Origin of the sequence: Aeromonas sp. JL9 (assembly GCF_024436075.1) — a bacterium.
In the GTDB taxonomy this organism is placed as follows: Bacteria; Pseudomonadota; Gammaproteobacteria; order Enterobacterales; family Aeromonadaceae; genus Aeromonas; species Aeromonas veronii.
The window spans coordinates 1-17,275 of the sequence record NZ_JANFNV010000037.1 but is presented as its reverse complement, the minus strand read 5'-3'; the positions used below and the strand labels follow the sequence as shown (position 1 = coordinate 17,275).

Annotated in this window: 12 protein-coding genes; 6 read left to right on the top strand and 6 right to left on the bottom strand. The window is 60.0% G+C overall.

Annotation, left to right across the window (positions count from 1 at the left end; translation table 11 throughout):
• Positions 1–38 precede the first annotated feature (38 nt).
• Positions 39–614, top strand: a complete 576-nt coding sequence (locus NOM06_RS18740; RefSeq protein WP_255912715.1) for a PilZ domain-containing protein — start codon at positions 39–41, stop codon at positions 612–614.
• 56 nt (positions 615–670) lie between these two features.
• Positions 671–4,138: a transcription-repair coupling factor gene (mfd, locus tag NOM06_RS18735; protein ID WP_255912724.1), complete on the top strand. Its 3,468-nt coding sequence runs from the start codon at positions 671–673 to the stop codon at positions 4,136–4,138.
• Between the two features lie 246 nt (positions 4,139–4,384).
• Here the strand turns inward: mfd and fbp are convergent, their stop codons facing one another.
• Positions 4,385–5,419 carry a class 1 fructose-bisphosphatase gene (gene fbp / locus NOM06_RS18730; RefSeq protein WP_202006001.1) on the bottom strand — a complete coding sequence of 345 codons (1,035 nt, stop codon included), beginning with the start codon at positions 5,417–5,419 and terminating at the stop codon, positions 4,385–4,387.
• A 382-nt stretch (positions 5,420–5,801) separates the two neighbouring features.
• Between fbp and NOM06_RS18725 the strand changes: the two genes are divergently transcribed.
• Positions 5,802–7,418, top strand: a complete 1,617-nt coding sequence (locus NOM06_RS18725) for a peptide ABC transporter substrate-binding protein (protein WP_042081163.1) — start codon at positions 5,802–5,804, stop codon at positions 7,416–7,418.
• A gap of 105 nt (positions 7,419–7,523) precedes the next feature.
• On the opposite strand, the gene NOM06_RS18720 is transcribed toward NOM06_RS18725, so the two are convergent.
• The 3 genes from NOM06_RS18720 to sixA form a co-directional block, all read right to left on the bottom strand.
• The gene (locus NOM06_RS18720; protein ID WP_107683106.1) at positions 7,524–8,441 is read right to left on the bottom strand and encodes a DMT family transporter; all 918 of its coding nucleotides are present in this window, start codon (positions 8,439–8,441) and stop codon (positions 7,524–7,526) included.
• Between the two features lie 164 nt (positions 8,442–8,605).
• Positions 8,606–8,812: a DUF1107 domain-containing protein gene (locus tag NOM06_RS18715; RefSeq protein WP_005336998.1), complete on the bottom strand. Its 207-nt coding sequence runs from the start codon at positions 8,810–8,812 to the stop codon at positions 8,606–8,608.
• Between the two features lie 133 nt (positions 8,813–8,945).
• Positions 8,946–9,413 (bottom strand): phosphohistidine phosphatase SixA, encoded by a 468-nt coding sequence (sixA, locus tag NOM06_RS18710; protein ID WP_255912714.1) that lies wholly within the window; start codon positions 9,411–9,413, stop codon positions 8,946–8,948.
• Between the two features lie 162 nt (positions 9,414–9,575).
• Between sixA and NOM06_RS18705 the strand changes: the two genes are divergently transcribed.
• Positions 9,576–12,362: an insulinase family protein gene (locus NOM06_RS18705; protein WP_255912713.1), complete on the top strand. Its 2,787-nt coding sequence runs from the start codon at positions 9,576–9,578 to the stop codon at positions 12,360–12,362.
• 332 nt (positions 12,363–12,694) lie between these two features.
• Here NOM06_RS18705 and NOM06_RS18700 read toward each other — a convergent pair whose 3' ends face one another.
• Together NOM06_RS18700 and NOM06_RS18695 are read right to left on the bottom strand one after the other, a co-directional pair.
• Entirely contained in the window at positions 12,695–13,342 is a 648-nt protein-coding gene (locus NOM06_RS18700; RefSeq protein WP_255912712.1) for a thiopurine S-methyltransferase, read from the bottom strand.
• 282 nt (positions 13,343–13,624) lie between these two features.
• Positions 13,625–15,004 carry a leucine-rich repeat-containing protein kinase family protein gene (locus NOM06_RS18695; RefSeq protein ID WP_255912711.1) on the bottom strand — a complete coding sequence of 460 codons (1,380 nt, stop codon included), beginning with the start codon at positions 15,002–15,004 and terminating at the stop codon, positions 13,625–13,627.
• 320 nt (positions 15,005–15,324) lie between these two features.
• Here NOM06_RS18695 and NOM06_RS18690 point away from each other — a divergent pair, with 320 nt between their 5' ends.
• Together NOM06_RS18690 and NOM06_RS18685 are read left to right on the top strand one after the other, a co-directional pair.
• Complete coding sequence (locus NOM06_RS18690) at positions 15,325–16,089, top strand: SDR family oxidoreductase (RefSeq protein WP_255912710.1); 765 nt, start codon at positions 15,325–15,327, stop codon at positions 16,087–16,089.
• 51 nt (positions 16,090–16,140) lie between these two features.
• Positions 16,141–16,968 carry a bifunctional transcriptional activator/DNA repair enzyme AdaA gene (locus tag NOM06_RS18685; RefSeq protein ID WP_255912709.1) on the top strand — a complete coding sequence of 276 codons (828 nt, stop codon included), beginning with the start codon at positions 16,141–16,143 and terminating at the stop codon, positions 16,966–16,968.
• Positions 16,969–17,275 lie beyond the last annotated feature (307 nt).

Below are 17,275 nucleotides of genomic sequence, written 5' to 3'. Positions count from 1 at the left end.
TAAAGGGAAACCGTCCATGACAACAAGGGATAGCCTCCATGCAGGAACAGTTCTTCAGCGTCACTCATGCCACGCCGGTCAATGTGATCCCCATGCCGGCCGACTTCCACCTCCCCTCGTTGGAGGAGCTGGACGCTGAGCTGCCGGAGCCCTTTCGGATCTCTTCGGCCATTACCTCCATCGATCTGGTGACCACTCGCCTGCTGCGCAACCAGAACGAGTCGATGCACGATCTGATCGAGATCGTCAATCAGCAGTCCCGCAAGATCGACATGATCATGGGCTATGTGCTCTCCCTGCAGGACCATCCGGAGCAGCGCTTTCACACCCTGCGCTTCGGGGCTGGTCAACTCACCTACCTGCACCCCTATCATGGCCACGGGGATGCGCCGCACCAGCACCAGATCGTGCGTCTCAAGATCTTCCTGCGGGAAGAGGCGGCCGCCATCTACTGCTATGGCCAGGTCAAACAGCTTGACGGCGGTGAACATGGCACCCATGTGCAGCTCGACTATGTACGGATCCGCGAAGATGACCGTGAACTCCTGGTTCGTGCCAGCCTCCACGTGCAATCCAAACAGCTCAAGCTGCGCGCCCAAGAACGTCAGCGCTAACCAGAGCGAACGTCAGCGATAGATAACGTCAACGTTAAAAGAATCGAACCATGCCAATGACACTCCCCGCCTTGCCCGCCAAAGCGGGCCAAAAGATCACGTTCGGCCAGCTGGTCGGCAGCAGCCTCTCGCTGATTGCAGCCCGTCTCACCAGTGAAGCCAAGGGGCCGGTACTGCTTATCACTGCCGATACCCCGAGCGCCCTGCGCCTGGAGCAGGAGCTACAGTACTTGCTGGCAGACAAGCAGCTAGCCGATCAGTCCGCCCCCGTATTGCTGTTCCCCGATTGGGAGACCCTGCCCTACGACACCTTCTCTCCCCATCAGGACATCATCTCCCAGCGGCTCGAAACTCTCTACAAGCTGCCGCAAATGAGCAAGGGGGTATTGATTGTCCCCATCTCCACCCTGATGTTGCGCTGCGCCCCCCGGGTCTATCTCGACAAATACAGCCTGATGGTGAAGGCCGGCCAGCGCCTCAATCTGCAACAGTTGCGCGGACGCTTGGCCGAGGCGGGTTACGTGGCGGTGGATCAGGTGCTGGAACATGGCGAATTTGCCGCTCGCGGCTCCCTGCTCGATCTCTTCCCCATGGGCAGTAGCAGCCCCTATCGCATCGACTTCTTCGACGATGAAGTGGACTCCATCCGCCCGTTCGATCCCGAGACCCAGCGCTCCAGCGAACCGGTCAAGACTGTCAGCCTGCTGCCCGCCCGGGAATACCCTACCGACGAGGCGGCCATCGAACTGTTTCGCGGCCAGTTCCGCGAGCAGTTCGAGCTGTCGCGGGCCGAGGGTTCCGTCTATCAGGAGGTGAGCAAGGGGCGCTGGCCCGCCGGCATCGAGTACTATCTGCCGCTCTTCTTCAACCAGACCGCCAGCCTGTTTGACTACCTGCCGGAAGAGACCCTGCTGCTCACGGTGGGGGATATCTACCCCGCCGCCCAGCGTTTCTGGAACGACATCGGCCAGCGCTATGAAGACAGACGCTGGGACAACACCCGCCCCCTGCTCCCCCCGGCCCAGCTCTATCTGCCGGTGGAGCAGCTCTTTGCCGCCCTCGGCCAATATGGCGCGGTGCGGCTGCAAGAGGCCGCTACCGCGGGCGATGCCGGTCAGCACGATCTGCCCATCTCCGCGCTGCCGGATCTGCAACTCGATCACAGCAAGGAGCAACCCCTGCTGGCGCTCAACCAGTTCCTGCAAGGTTTTGCCGGGCGCACCCTGTTTGCGGTGGAATCCGAGGGGCGACGGGAGGTGCTCGGCGATCTGCTGGCGCGTATCTCGCTGCAACCCAGGGAGTTCCCCTCCCTCGACGCCTTTATGGCGAGCCCGGATCGCCACGGCCTGCTGGTGGCACCGCTTGAGCGTGGCTTCCTTTGGCAGGAGGCTGGTCAGGATCCACTGGCGCTGATCACCGAGACCGAGCTGCTGGGCGGCAAAGTGCGCAGCAAGCGAGCACGGGAGAAGAGCAAAAATTTAAGCTCCGATGCGGTGATCAGAAACCTGGGCGAGCTGACCCAGGGTCAGCCGGTGGTCCATCTCGATCACGGGGTTGGCCGCTATCTGGGGCTCGAAACCATCGACGCCGGTGGCCTGCCCACCGAGTTTTTGACCCTCGAATATGCCGGCGGCGACAAGCTGTTCGTGCCGGTTACCAGTTTGCACCTTATCAGCCGCTACACCGGCTCTGACAACCCGCCCAGCCACAAGCTCGGCGGCGAGGCCTGGAGCAAGGCGCGGCGCAAGGCGGCGGAAAAAGTGCGCGACGTGGCGGCTGAGCTGCTCGATGTCTACGCCCACCGCGCCGCTCGCGCCGGCTTTGCCTTCAAACACGACCGCGAAGCCTATCGCCAGTTTGCCGCCAGCTTCCCTTTCGAGGAGACCGACGATCAGCTCAACGCCATCAATGCGGTGCTGGGGGACATGTGTCAGGCCAAGAGCATGGACAGACTGGTGTGCGGCGACGTAGGTTTCGGCAAGACCGAAGTGGCGATGCGGGCGGCGTTTGTGGCCGTCCACGGCGGCAAGCAGGTTGCCGTGCTGGTGCCCACCACCCTGCTCGCCCAGCAGCACTACGATAACTTCCGCGACCGCTTCGCCAACTGGCCGGTGCGGGTCGAGGTGCTGAGCCGCTTCCGCTCCGCCAAGGAGCAGAGCGCTGTGATGAAAGAATTGGCCGAAGGCAAGGTGGATATCATCATCGGCACCCACAAGCTGCTCGGCTCCGAGCTCACTTTCAAGGATCTGGGGCTGCTCATCGTCGATGAGGAGCACAGATTCGGGGTGCGCCAGAAGGAGAAGATCAAGGCACTGAGGGCCGATGTGGATATCCTCACTCTCACCGCCACCCCTATTCCGCGCACCCTCAATATGGCGATGTCCGGCATGCGGGATCTCTCCATCATCGCGACTCCGCCCGCCAAGCGACTCGCCATCAAGACCTTTGTGCGCCAGCACGAACCGGCGGTGGTGCGCGAGGCGGTGTTGCGGGAATTGAAGCGTGGCGGTCAGGTCTACTACCTGCACAACGATGTCGAGAGCATCGAGAAGTGCGCCGCCGATCTTGCCGAATTGGTGCCGGAGGCCCGCATCGGCATCGCCCACGGCCAGATGCGCGAGCGCGACCTTGAGCGGATCATGTCCGACTTCTACCACCAGCGCTTCAACCTGCTGGTCTGCACCACCATCATCGAGACCGGCATCGACGTGCCAAGCGCCAACACCATCATCATGGATCGGGCGGATCATCTCGGTCTGGCCCAGCTGCACCAGCTGCGGGGTCGGGTTGGCCGCTCTCATCATCAGGCCTATGCCTACCTGCTCACCCCCCATCCCAAGCTGATGACCAAGGATGCGGCCAAGCGGCTGGAGGCGATCGCCTCGCTGGAAGATCTCGGCGCCGGATTTGCGCTGGCGACCCACGATCTGGAGATCCGTGGCGCAGGCGAACTGCTCGGCGACGATCAGAGCGGCCAGATTGAATCGGTCGGCTTTACCCTCTATATGGAGATGCTGGAGCAGGCGGTCGAGGCGCTGAAAAATGGCAAGGAGCCGTCGCTGGAGCAGCTGATGAGCCAGCACACCGAGGTGGAACTGCGCCTGCCGGCGCTGCTGCCGGATGACTACATCCCGGACGTCAATATGCGCCTCTCCATGTACAAGCGGATCGCCAGTGCGGCGGACGAGCAGGAGCTGCGCGAGCTGAAAGTGGAGCTGATCGACCGCTTTGGCCTCTTGCCGGAGGCAACCAAAACCCTGCTGGAGCTGGCCGCCTTCCGCCAGCGTGCCACTGCCCTTGGCATTCGCCGGGTGGAGATGAGCGAGCGTGGCGGCTATCTCGACTTCACCCAGGAGACCAAGGTCAATCCGGCCTATCTGGTCAAACTGCTCTCCAGCCAGCCACGGGTCTACAAGATGGACGGGCCGACCCGGCTGCGCTTCCAGGTGCCGACCCAGGATCGCGCCATGCGCCTGAAACTGGTGGATGGTTTGCTGGCTGATCTGGCCAACAACAGCCTGTGAATATCTGCAACGCTGGCGGCGAGCCAGCACGATAAAGCCAACTAAAACGGGAGCCAAATCGGCTCCCGTTTTGTTTATGTTGGCTGGTGACTAGCGTCTCCCTTCTCTCCTTGTGGGAGAAGGATCGGGGATGAGGGGGGCAGTGAAAACCATTCCCCTCCCCCTGCCCTATCCCAGGGGGAGAGGGAATCGCGCCGGAAAATGTTGGGCTTCGCTGCGCTCAGCACCAACCTACACCTCTGACGATCAGCCCTGGTTGGTCGGATCCTCATGGGCGGAGAACTCGCGCATAAAGGCCTCGGCGCGCTCCACCATCTTGGTCGAGCCAACAAAGTAAGGGGTACGCTGGTGCAGCGCGGTGGGCTGGATATCCATGATGCGGCCAAAACCGTCAGAGGCCTTGCCACCGGCCTGCTCCACCAGAAACGCCATCGGGTTGCACTCATAGAGCAGGCGCAGCTTGCCGTTCGGCGAGTTGGTGCCGGACGGATAGATGTAGATGCCACCCTTGAGCAGGTTGCGATGGAAATCAGAGACCAGGGAGCCGATATAGCGGGAGGTGTAAGGTCTGTGGGTCGCTTCGTCGCGCTCCTGACAATATTTCAGGTACTTCTTCACCCCGTCCGGGAACTTGATGTAGTTGCCTTCGTTTATGGAGTAGATCTTACCCTCTTCCGGAATGCGGATGTTCTCGTGGGAGAGGCAGAAGCAGCCGATGGAGGGGTCGTAGGTAAAGCCGTTGACGCCAAACCCAGTAGTGTAGACCAGCATGGTGGAGGAGCCGTAGACCACATAACCGGCGGCGACCTGACGGTTACCCGGTTGCAGGAAGTCCTCCAGCGTCACCGGCGAACCCTGCGGGCTCAAACGACGGTAGATGGAGAAGATGGTCCCGACCGAGACGTTGACGTCGATATTGGAGGAGCCATCGAGCGGGTCGATCAGCACCACATACTTGGAGTTTTTGGAGAGAGGTGAGTCAAAGGCGACGAAGTCCTCTTCCTCTTCCGAGGCCATGCCGCACACCTCGCCGCGCGCTTCCAGCGCCGCCTTGAAGCGTTCGTTGGCATAAACATCCAACTTCTGCTGCACCTCGCCCTGTACGTTTTCAGCGCCCATGGAACCGATGATATCCGCCAGTCCCGCCTTGTTGATCTCCCGGTTCACCACCTTGGCAGCAAGGCGGATCGAGCTGAGCAACGAGGTCAGCTCGCCGGTCGCGGTAGGATAATCCGCCTGCTTTTTGACGATGAACTCACCCATGGTGATCATGTTTCGCATTTTTGTTCCTTTAGATCGCATCCGTTGGCATTGAAAACGTTTGCAGGCATCGGCAAAAAAAATGCCGATCACCGGCGGCCTTGATTTGTAACCTAATGTAACGTCTGTTTTTTGTTTTTGCAGCGAATTAAGCGGCCTATTAAATAGGCTATTTCGCCTCACGTTATGGTAAAAGACGCGTTTTATTCGGTTTCAATCGATAACTTTCTGACCCTTAATTCGTGGCAATAACCTGCGACAAGCCATGAGCTGACTGGCCTTGAGCCATTAAAAATGGAGTCTGATGGGCCTGCCGTTCCCTCAGCCATTGCCTCTTGAGATCCGATCGCCAATCCAGCACACTGATTTCGCTTTGGAAGCAAATAAAACTCAAGGATTATCAATGAACAAGACTCTCATTGCCGGCATGGTAGCCGGACTGTTTGCCCTTCCCGCCTGGGCTGCCCAGGTGCCTGCCGGTACCAAGCTGCTGCCGGATGCCCAACAAATCTACGTGACCAATATCGGCACCGAACCCACCACCATCGACCCCCAGCTGGTGGAAGAGAGTGCCGGTAGCGAGATCGTCAACGATCTGTTTGAAGGGCTCTACGTACTGGATAGCAAAGGCAAGACCCAGCCCGCTGGCGCTGTCAGTTACGAGGTCGACAAAACCGGTACCGTCTACACCTTCAAGCTGAGGCCCGAGGCCAAATGGTCTAACGGTGAACCGGTCACTGCCGCCGATTATGTCTACGGCTGGCAAAGGGCAGCCGATCCCAAGACCGCCTCCAACTACGCCTGGTTTATCGAGTTGACCGGTGTGGTCAATGCTGGCGAGGTGATCCAGGGCAAGAAGAGCCCGTCAGAGCTCGGGATTAAGGCGCTCGATGACCACACCCTGCAGGTCACCCTGAAAAATCCGGTCCCCTTCTTCCTGAAGATGCTGGCCCACTACACCACGTTCCCGGCCCCCAAGGCCACCATTGAAAAATTCGGTAAGGATTGGGTCAAACCGGGCAATATCGTCTCCAACGGCGCCTTTGTTCTCAAGGAGTGGACCCCCAACGAACGGCTGAGTGCCGAGCGCAATACCCACTACTGGGACAACCAGCACACCGTCCTGAACAAGGTGGTCTATCTGGAAATTGTCTCCGAAACCGCCGCTTACAACCGCTACCGCACCGGCGAGCTGCACTACACCACCTACCCGCTGGAGCAGTACAAGCACATCAAGAGCCAGAGCCCGCAAGATCTGGTCAGCGCCCCCATGCTCGCCACCTATTACTATGTGTTCAACGTGAACCGCAAACCGTTCGATGATCCGAAAGTGCGCAAGGCGCTCTCGCTGGCCCTCGACCGGGAGACCATCACCGACAAGATCCTGGGACAAGGGCAACTGCCCGCCTTCAGCCTGACCCCACCGAGTGTCGATGGTTTTGACCTGAAAAAACCGGCCAGTCAGCAGCAGAGCAAAGAGGAGCGGATCAAGCAGGCCAAAGCGCTGTTGGCCGAAGCGGGTTATGGCCCGGACAAACCGCTCAGCGTGGATATCCTCTACAACACCAACGAGAGCCACAAAAAGATCGCGCTGGCTGTCTCCTCCATGTGGAAACACAACCTGGGGGTCACCGCCACCCTCAACAACATGGAGTGGAAAACCATGGTCTCGGCACTGAACGAGGGGGATTTCGGGGTGAGTCGCTACTCCTGGAACGGGGACTATAACGATGCCTCCACCTTCCTCGATATCCTGACCTCCAGCAGCAGTGCCAACAGCGGCAAGTGGTTCAACAAGGAGTACGATGCCCTGCTGGCCAAGGCCCACGACTCGCAGGATGCGGCCGAGCGCAATCAGCTCTACCAGCAGGCAGAAGCACTGATCGAGGCTGACGCCCCTATCGCGCCGCTCTACTTCTACGTCAAATCGCGACTGCTCAAGCCGTTCGTCAAGGGTTATCCCTATGAGAGCCCGCAAGACATCGTCTATAGCCGGGACCTCTATCTGGTCGCCCAGTAACCTGTCTGGCGCTGCTTGATCATATAAAAAGCGCCTGCATTGCTGCAGGCGCTTTTCATTGGCAGCCAAGCGGGCCATTGGGCCCATCTACGCTTTCGCGCAAGATTACTCTTCGGGGCAGGGTGCCAGCACCACCCGGCGGCGACCCATCACCACCGGACGCACCAGCAACTGTGCCAGCAAGACACCCAGCAGGGTCAGCCCACCCCCGATCAGGTGATAGCTGGTCAACCGCTCACCCAGCAGGGTGATGGCAAGGCCAGCCGTCATCACCGGCAGCAGGTTCATAAAGATGGCGGTACGGTTGGCACCGAGCAGGGCGATACCCTGCATCCAGAGCCAAGGTGAGAGCGCCGAAGTGGGGATACCGGCATAGAGGATCAGCCACAGGGCCCGCCCATCCGGCCACTGGCCATCCACCAGCAAAAAGAAGGGGGTCAGGATCACCACACTGCAGATCACCTGACCGTAGAGCAGCGACCAGTTGTCGAGCCCCAGATCCCACTTCTTGAGCAGCACGCTGTAAAGGGCATAAGTACCGGCCGAGATCAGCATATAGACAGAGCCGATATGAATGCCTTGGGTAAACAGCCGGGTCGGATCCCCCTGCCCCAGCAAGATAGACAAGCCAAGGATGGAAAGCAGCGCCCCCAGCACGGCGCCCCAGGTGGGCCGCTCGCGCAGCAGCCAGATGCTGAACAACACGGTCAGCAGCGGCGTCAGCCCCATCATCAACCCCATCTCGGTGGCTCCCAGCGTTTGCGCCGCGTAGTACCCAAAAGTCTGGTTGAGCACCATGCCCAGCGAAGCCAGCATGGCGATCTGCCAAAAACCGGCACGAATGCGGGCACGCGCACGCCATACCCGACGGGCCAGAAACGGGCTTAATACCAGCGCAGCCACCACCCAGCGCGACCAGGCCAAGGCTGCAGGAGACAAAACACCAACCGCCAGTTTACTGACGATGCCATTGCCAGCCCAGATGGCAATGCAGGAGAAGGGAAACAGAAAGGCAAGGGGCATGAGAGGATCCAGACCGAAGAGACAACAGCGGGCCAGTATAGGGGGCGATGGGAGAGAAACAAAGGCGTGGGCCTGAACAGCCACGTGGTGAACGCCAGTCGCCAGAAACAAATATGCCCGCAAAAGTGCGGGCATATCAGTGCAGAAACAGGTTCAGAAGCGCATCACGCGGCATCCATGTGCAGTCTGGAGATCAGCTCGTTGACCTCGGTGACTGTCTGGCGGTGGGGAATATCCGCCGGATTCGGCATAAGCAACAAACCGGATTGGAAATCAAACCGCCCCCGACCATGGATGTAAATCCGACCTTTAAAGAAGGTTTTGACATGCTTTGCCACCATCAGTGGCAGGTACTTCTTGAACACTCTCATCGTTTGCAACCTCTTGCAGTTGTATCCGTATGACAGCAGCTTCTGCGAATTAATTCCGTAAAGTATTTATAAAAATCCGGAAAACTCGCCTATCTCTTCCCAAAAAATTCAATCTATAACTTTTTATTAACTTTTAGCCTATTGTATGCGGCCCTTCGAGCCAGAGCAAGGCTCCTTTGCCATCGTGCCACTCGATACAGGCGATCCCCGAGGTGGCGAACATGGGTGCTCCTGCGGCCGGGCAGAGGCTTTGCACCAGATAACCCACCAGCGGCAGATGGCTGACCATCAGGATCTGGTCATGTTGCTGCGCCAGGGTGGTGAGGTAGCTGGCCACGAAAGCGGGATCACCGTACGGGGTAATGTCGCCACTCTCTTCAACGGCTGCTGCGTCAGGTAATTCACTGCATATGGCTTGCCAGGTCTGGCGTGCCCGCAGATAGTTGCTGTGTATCACCCGATCCATCGGGCCAATCAGCTGAGGCGCCAGCCAGCGGGCCATCTGGATAGACTCTTCAATACCCTGCTCGGTCAATGGACGCTGTTCATCTGTTTTCGCATTCATGCCAGCCTGGCCATGACGCATGATATAGATCTTCATTACAACCTCGCCCAACGGGCCTGTTTTGATAGCCGGGGGATCTTACCCCGCCACGGGTGTGGAGACAATTGCGCTACCTCTCAGAAAAGGGTTTGCCTGACGGGATAGCGGGGTCGATAATCATGTTTAAATTCAAATAAATCCAACGTGAGTCACACGCCAATGAGCCCATATGCCAGTCCCAATGACCATCGGCAATACCATTTTCTGGAGCTGGCCAACCGGCTCAGGGTCTTATTGATTTGTGATCCCGACACCGACAAATCTGCCGCCTCGCTGGCGGTCAATACCGGCCATTTTGACGATCCCGCCGACCGGCAGGGAATGGCCCATTTTCTGGAGCACATGCTGTTTCTCGGCACCTGCACCTACCCCAAGCCTGGTGAGTACCAGCAATTTATGAGCCGTCATGGCGGCAGCAACAACGCCTGGACCGGCACCGAATTCACCAACTTCTTCTTCGAGATCGACAACGGCTTCTTCGAAGCGGGGCTGGATCGCTTCTCCCAGTTCTTTATCTGCCCCACCTTTGATCCGGAGTGGGTGGACAAGGAGCGCAACGCGGTCGACTCCGAGTATCGCCTCAAGCTGCAGGACGACATGCGCCGCAGCTATCAGGTGCATAAAGAGACGGTCAACCCGGCGCACCCCTTCTCCAAGTTCTCGGTGGGCAACCTCGATACCCTGGCCGATCTGCCGGGACGGGATCTGCGCTCCGACCTTATCCGGTTTTACGAAAGCCACTACAGCGCGGATCGCATGGCGCTGGTGATGATCTCGCCGGAATCCATCGATACCCAGTTGCAGTGGTGCTGTCGCTACTTTGCTCCCATTTTGAATCGCAATTTGGGAACCCCGACCCTCACCATGCCGCTCTACCGGCTCGATGATCTCGGCGTGCGCATCCACATCAATCCGGTCAAGGAGACCCGCAAGCTGTCGCTCAGCTTCCCCTTGCCCAATGTGGACGAGTTTTACGACAAAAAGCCCCTCACCTTCCTGAGCCATCTGATCGGTTATGAGGGGGATGGCAGCCTGCTCTCCCTGCTCAAGGCGAAAGGCTGGGTCAACCAGCTCTCGGCGGGCGGTGGCATTAGCGGCGCCAACTTCAAGGATTTTGGCGTCAACTTCGGCCTCACCCCTCTGGGCCTTGAGCATGTGGATGACATCCTCGCAGCCCTGTTTGGCTATCTGAAACTGATTGGCCGCGAAGGGCTGCAGAGCTGGCGCTATGACGAAAAGCGGACCGTGCTCGAATCGGCATTCCGTTTTCAGGAGCGCGGCCGCCCCCTCGATACGGTGTCGGGGTTGGTGCTCAACCTCTTTAGCTACCAGCCTGAGGATCTGCTCTACGGCGACTACATGATGCGCGAATATGACGAGCCGCTGATCCGCCGCTTCCTCGCCAAGCTCACCCCGCACAATTTGCGTATCACCATCACTGCGCCGGAAGTGGCGACCGATCGGCTGGCCCGCTGGTATCAGACTCCCTACAGCGTGGCGACCATTACCGAGGCCGAGAAAATTCGCTGGCAGCAGAGCGAGCCGGATCCGGCGCTGGCGCTGCCCAAGCCCAACCCCTTTATCAGCAGCCGGCTCGATCCGCGCACGCCAGAGCTTGCCGCCGACATGCCCGCCTGCCTTATCGACCGCCCCGGTTTTCGCCTCTGGCACCTCCATGAGCACCTGTTCAGCGTGCCCAAGGGCAATCTCTATATCTCCATCGACAGCGAATATGCGGTCAAAAATCCGCGTAATATCGCCATGGCGCGCCTCGCCGTGGAGCTGTTGGCCGACCACCTCAATGCCCTCACCTATCCGGCGGAGCTGGCGGGGCTGGGCTATCAGATCTATGCCCATCAGGGGGGCTTTACCATCAACCTGAGCGGTTTTGCCGACAAGCAGCCGCTGTTGCTCGACATGATCCTCGGCAACCGCACCCTGGGGTATCCGGATCCGGGCCGCTTCGCCGAGATCAAAGAGCAGCTCATTCGCAACTGGGACAACCAGTCCAAGGCGCGCCCCATCTCCCAACTCTTTAACCAGCTCACCAGTTTGCTGCAACCGAACAACCCGCCGTTCGAGCAGTTGCTGCGCCACCTGCGCACGGTAGAGCTGGAGGAGATGCCCGGCTTCGTGGCCCAGCTGTTTGGCGAGGTGCATGTCGAGGCGCTGGTACACGGCGACTGGACTGCCGCCGAAGCGCTGGAGCTGGCCGCCCTGATGGAGCGCCACCTGAGCGACATCAATGGCACCAGCAGCAAGCCGAGCGGCGAGACCCGCCGCCCGCTCATCTCCATTCAGGACAGGGGCACCCTTATTCGCGAACAGGGTTGCGATCACGAAGACTCGGCACTGCTGGTCTACTACCAGTCCCGCACCACCCGGGCGCGGGATCTCGCCTGCTTCACCCTGGCAAACCACATCATGTCCTCCACCTTCTTCCACGAGCTGCGTACCCGTCAGCAACTGGGGTATGTGGTGGGCGCCGGCAACCTGCCCCTCAATCGCCATCCGGGGCTGATCTTCTATATCCAGTCGCCGGTGGCGGGGCCGCAGATCCTGCTCGATGCGGTGGAGGAGTTTATCGACCTCTTCCCGCTCGCCATGCTCGAATTTACCGAGCAGCAGTGGCAAGAGAGCAAGGCGGGGCTTCAAGCCCAGCTGAGCGAGCGGGATGCCAACCTGCGCAGTCGCGGCCAGCGGCTGTGGGTCAGCATCGGCAACAAGGATCTGGGGTTTGATCAGCGGGAGCGGGTCTGCGATGAGGTGGGCAAGTTGAGCCGCGCCGATCTGGTGCGCTTTATCACCCAACTGCGCTCGCGCACCTCCGATCGACTGATCCTCTGCAGCTATGGTCAGGGGCACGAACATGACGAGCGGATCACCGGCCAGTTTATCGACGATCCACGGGCATTTCGGCTCAATGCCACCACCTTCGAGGCCTGATCAGGCCTCGCACTCCCCCGTTTTTCCATTCCCACGGCATATCGCAGGCAATAAAAAGCCGACCCATCAGGGTCGGCTGGAAAAACCATAACAATTGCGACCAAAGCCGCCAAAAGTGAACATGAGCGTGAAAATCAGACACTGAGTTGCTGATCAGCAAGCGGGAAAGACCCGATACTCGCTTTGCAATGCCAACAGTGATTGAGAAACAGCCTCATATTAGGCACTCCCCCCGCCAATCACGTTGATCTACGTCAAAGGAGGTAGCGAAGAGCGCACAGCCCGACAATTTGTCGGCGCAGATCGCCCTTTGGCCGCCCATTAGCTGCCCGTTAACCCCGGCGAACCAGCCGGTAGGCTACCTCATCGAAGTAGGAGAGCTGACCCGACAACACCCGCGGGTGATCCACCTCGGCGGCGCGCCCCAGCACCTCGATACGAAAGTCCCGTTCAAACAGCGCCCGCACCTCCATCTCTCCCACCGAGAAGGGGGGCTGACTCTGCTGCTCCGGCTGATATTCGAGGGTCACCAGCAGGATCTGGCCACCGGTCTCGACCAGTGAACTGATCAGGGCCGCATACTGGCGACGCATCGCGGTCGGCAGGGCGATCAGTGCCGCACGGTCATAGACCAGCCGGTAACGGCGACCCAGACTGGGGGCGACGAAAAAATCCCCCTGAAAAATGCGCAGGCTGTCCACTTGATGGCACTGATAAGGGCCCACTTCGCTGACGGTAGCGGCGAGCTGGTTTTCACTGAAGAACTGGCTGACGGCAAGGCTCGATAGCTCGAAACCGTCGACCGGATGGCCCTGAGCGCTCAGCCAGAGCATGTCGCGGGACTTGCCGCACAGGGGCACCAGCACCGGCTCGTCCGCTTGCTGGGCTGACCACCAGGATTGCAGCCAGTGGTTGAAGTCCGCCTGATGAAAGCCAATCCGGTTCTCTTCCCAACGCTGATGCCAAAACGCAGCTTCCATCGTTATTACCCTTCTGTACTAAAGATGCCTCAATATCACAACTTAACCGGCACCGTGCAACCCTCTGCTCTCCCCTTTTTGCCACGCAGCCTCTGCGTGTTATCGGGCGAATGGCGGGACGTCACCTTTCCGTGTGCCTCGCTGTCGCAATGGGCGCTATTGGCTGCGTTTATAACGGACAAGGCATACCAACCCATGCAAAAACGTCATGGGTGTATGGCGATGAATGAATAAAGGGAATGACGTTGGCAGGCCAAAACCTGCCTGCCAACGCCAGAAAGATCACGACAGTGTGGCGCGAGCGGCCGCCAGCTGACGCTCGATATAAGCAAAATCGGGACGATCGGCGGGGAGTTCCGAGATACAGGCCGCTTTGAGCTGATGTAACCCATCGAGCGGTGAGCCTTGCGTATCGCAACGGGCCAACAGCTCTTCAAGCAGGCAACCAAAGGCGCGCACTTCCAAACGCTCAAGACCCAGCGCCCGCTCGCGGTCGCAGCGGTCATATAAGGAAGCCGCGCCAAAATCCCCGAGCAGGGCGCGAGCCGGTGCGTCAGACCCACGGGCAAACAGAATATTGTGGCCGTAGAGGTCCCCGTGCATGATGCCCGCGCGGTGCAGATGGCCCGCCACCGAGGCAATCCCCTGGGCCAGCGTCAGCGCCTCGGCCAGGGTAAAGCGCAGCCCTTCGTCATAGACATCGCGAGTGCAGGAGGCCAGACTCGGCGGCCCCGCCAGATTGGCAAAGGCTGGGTCAATCAGCGCCATCACCAGCGCCGGCATGCCGGAGGGGTGATCGGCCACCCGCCCCAAGACGGGAATAAGATTGGGATGAGCGCCTGCCGCAAGCGACGCCGCCATCTCGCTCTGGGGCAAGCCATCGCTGGTCACCGCCCCCTTGAAGATCTTGACCGCCACCTCGCTCGCGCCAATGGCATCGCGCGACTCATCGGCCATCCGATCTGCCACCAGCGGCTCACTGTGCATGGCCGCGCGATGAATCACGCCAGAGGCCCCCTGCCCCAACAGCTCGCCGATCGCAAGGCGCTGCCACGGCAAGGAGGCAACCTGCTCATCGCTGATGGCGCGCGCCTCAGCCCCCTCGCTAAAGGGGTTGCCGGAGTAGGCAAGCCAGGCAAGGCGCGGCAGCGAAAGCAACCACTCGGGGAAGCGTTCGATGCGGTTGGCGGCGATGCGCAGCAGCTCCAGCTTGCGGCAATTGGCAAGGCTTGCCGGCAGCTCGCGCAGGCGGTTGCCCGCCAGCATCAGCTTTTGCAGAGCGTCGCACTGGCCCAGCTCATCAGGCAGGTGCTCAATTGCGTTATCGGTCAGGATCAGCCAGCGCAACCCCGCAGGCAGCGCCTTGGCCGAGACGGTAGCAATCCGGTTGGCCTTAAAGCCCACCATGGTGAGCGCCGGGCAACGCCCCAGCACCTCGGGCAGCTCGGTAAAGCGGTTCTCGGAGCAGAAGATAATGCGCAGTTTGCCAAACCCGGCCAGCTCGTCGGGGAGCGTGCTTAGCTGGTTGCCGGTGAGATCCAGCACCTCCAGCGTCTCTTTCAGGCTCAAAATCTCGCTGGGGAACTCCGTCAGGTTTTCAGAAAGCTTCAGATGGCGGGCACCGCACAGTTCACCTGCGCGCAGCTGTTCCAGAGTATGCATAACCGTTTCTCAATCCTGATGATCTGCCTGATGGCACAGCGACCATCACCGCGCGCCGAACTCGGGTCCGGCGATTTTAAAGGGGGGCATTATAAAGAATTCGGGGCGCAGTTCGCCCCTTTTGTTGCCGCAAAGGCCTGTATCGACATGCAGCAAAACGAGTTGGAGAGAAAGAGAGCAAGATTCGGGTCGTTCCAGCGAGGAGTGGTTGCCATAGTGGGGGCCAAACCCTGGTCGGTTGGAACCTATTGAAGTTCCAACCCACCGCCAACCTTGTGCGCCACTTAGCTGGCACACAACACACCTGCGAGGGAACTGCCATGTCATCACTGTCCAACAAGGTCGCCATCATCACCGGCGCCAGCTCCGGTATCGGTCGCGCCAGCGCCATCCTGTTTGCCCGCGAAGGGGCCAACGTCATCGTCGGCGCCCGCCGCCAGCCCGAACTGGATCTACTGGTGGAGGAGATCCGCCACGAGGGGGGCCAGGCGGTGAGTCTGGCGGGAGATGTGAAAAGCGAGACTTACGCCCGCGACCTTGTTGATCTCGCGCTAACCCGTTTCGGCGGGCTCGATATCGCCTTCAACAACGCAGGTACCACAGGCACGCCGGGCAGCGTAAAGGAGCTTGAACTGGCGCAGTGGCAAGAAACGCTGGATACCAACCTCACCAGCGCCTTTGTGGGAGCCAAGTACCAGATCCCCGCCATGCAGGCTCGCGGCGGCGGCTCGCTTATTTTTACCTCTACCTTTGTCGGCCATACCCTGGGGCTGCCCGGCATGGCGGCCTATGCGGCGAGCAAGGCGGGCCTGATTGGCCTGACCCGGGTGCTGGCTGCCGAGTATGGGGCACAAGGGATTCGGGTCAACGCCCTGCTGCCGGGGGGTACCGACACACCCATGGGGCGGGCTTTTGCCAATACGCCAGAGAGCCTCGCCTTTGTGCAGAATATGCATGCCCTCAAACGGCTGGCCCAACCGGAGGAGATCGCCCGCTCGGCCCTTTATCTCGCGTCCGATGCATCCAGCTTTACCACCGGCATTGCCCTGCTGGCCGATGGTGGGGTATCAATTTGTCGTACATGACCTTGTCGCCCCCAAGATCCTGCGACCGAAACCTTATCATGAGAGCGCCTTATGTCTGATTACGCCCGCATCGCCGATGCCATCCGTTTTATCGCAAGTCAGGTGGAGCGCCAGCCCACTCTGGACGAGATAGCGGCGCACGTTCACTTAAGTCCCTTTCACTTCCAGCGGCTGTTCAGCCGCTGGGCCGGAGTGACGCCCAAACGCTATCTGCAGGTGCTGACCCTGGAGCGGGCCAAGGCGCTGCTGCAGGAGTCGCGCCCCCTGCTTGAGGTGGCCGATACCCTGGGCCTTAGCAGCGGCTCGCGGCTCTACGATCACTTTGTGCAGCTCGAAGCGGTGACGCCGGGCGAGTACAAGCAGCGCGGGGCCGGACTGGTTATCGATCACGGGGTGCACGACACCCCCTTTGGTCAGGCATTCGTCGCCCTGACCCCGCGGGGGGTGTGCAACTTCTCGTTTCTCGATGACAAGGCCCCAGAGGTGCCACTGGCCACCCTCGCCCAACACTGGCCTGCGGCAACGCTGCAAGAAGCGCCATCACGCACCCAAGGGGTCATCAACACCATGTTCGATGGCAGCAAGGCGCCGGATCGCCCCATCTCCTTGCACGTGAGCGGCACCAACTTTCAGATCAGCGTCTGGCGGGCGCTGCTGCAGATCCCGCCCGCCAAGGTGGTGAGCTACGCCCAGGTGGCAAGCGCCGTCGGCAATCCCAAAGCCGCCCGCGCCGTGGGACTGGCGGTGGGCGCCAACCCCGTCGCCTTGATGATCCCCTGCCACCGGGTCATCCAGCAAAATGGCAAACTCGGCGGCTATCACTGGGGCGAGACCCGCAAACAGGCGATACACGCCTGGGAAGCGGCGAGGTATGAGTGAAGGTGGGCTTTTTCTGCACGGCCTGATGGGGGGGGCGAAACAGGAGTGTTGGTAGTGAGTCAGCAGACAATCAGGCCGTGCCAGACAAGCGTGAGGCGATATAAAGCGGAGAGATCAAAAGAATCGGGGCGTAGAGCGCCCCTTTTGTTGCTTTGGCGAGGCATGGCGCTTAGCAACACCACCCCAGCCAATTAACGAAACAGGTTGGGTGCAATAAGCGAAGCACATTGCATGTATGGAGATGGTATTCACCTGACAGTTGCCCACAAAAGGGAGTGGTCATACGGCTTCAAACCGGATAACAAAA

What these genes read in the sequence shown, in the direction of transcription:
- NOM06_RS18690 (WP_255912710.1), top strand. Translation starts at nt 15,325, where the DNA reads ATGTCATCACTGTCCAACAAGGTCGCCATCATCACCGGCGCCAGCTCC.
- mfd (WP_255912724.1), top strand. Translation starts at nt 671, where the DNA reads ATGACACTCCCCGCCTTGCCCGCCAAAGCGGGCCAAAAGATCACGTTC.
- sixA (WP_255912714.1), bottom strand. Translation starts at nt 9,413, where the DNA reads ATGAAGATCTATATCATGCGTCATGGCCAGGCTGGCATGAATGCGAAA.
- NOM06_RS18705 (WP_255912713.1), top strand. Translation starts at nt 9,576, where the DNA reads ATGAGCCCATATGCCAGTCCCAATGACCATCGGCAATACCATTTTCTG.
- NOM06_RS18685 (WP_255912709.1), top strand. Translation starts at nt 16,141, where the DNA reads ATGTCTGATTACGCCCGCATCGCCGATGCCATCCGTTTTATCGCAAGT.
- NOM06_RS18715 (WP_005336998.1), bottom strand. Translation starts at nt 8,812, where the DNA reads ATGAGAGTGTTCAAGAAGTACCTGCCACTGATGGTGGCAAAGCATGTC.
- NOM06_RS18720 (WP_107683106.1), bottom strand. Translation starts at nt 8,441, where the DNA reads ATGCCCCTTGCCTTTCTGTTTCCCTTCTCCTGCATTGCCATCTGGGCT.
- NOM06_RS18700 (WP_255912712.1), bottom strand. Translation starts at nt 13,342, where the DNA reads ATGGAAGCTGCGTTTTGGCATCAGCGTTGGGAAGAGAACCGGATTGGC.
- NOM06_RS18695 (WP_255912711.1), bottom strand. Translation starts at nt 15,004, where the DNA reads ATGCATACTCTGGAACAGCTGCGCGCAGGTGAACTGTGCGGTGCCCGC.
- fbp (WP_202006001.1), bottom strand. Translation starts at nt 5,419, where the DNA reads ATGCGAAACATGATCACCATGGGTGAGTTCATCGTCAAAAAGCAGGCG.
- NOM06_RS18740 (WP_255912715.1), top strand. Translation starts at nt 39, where the DNA reads ATGCAGGAACAGTTCTTCAGCGTCACTCATGCCACGCCGGTCAATGTG.
- NOM06_RS18725 (WP_042081163.1), top strand. Translation starts at nt 5,802, where the DNA reads ATGAACAAGACTCTCATTGCCGGCATGGTAGCCGGACTGTTTGCCCTT.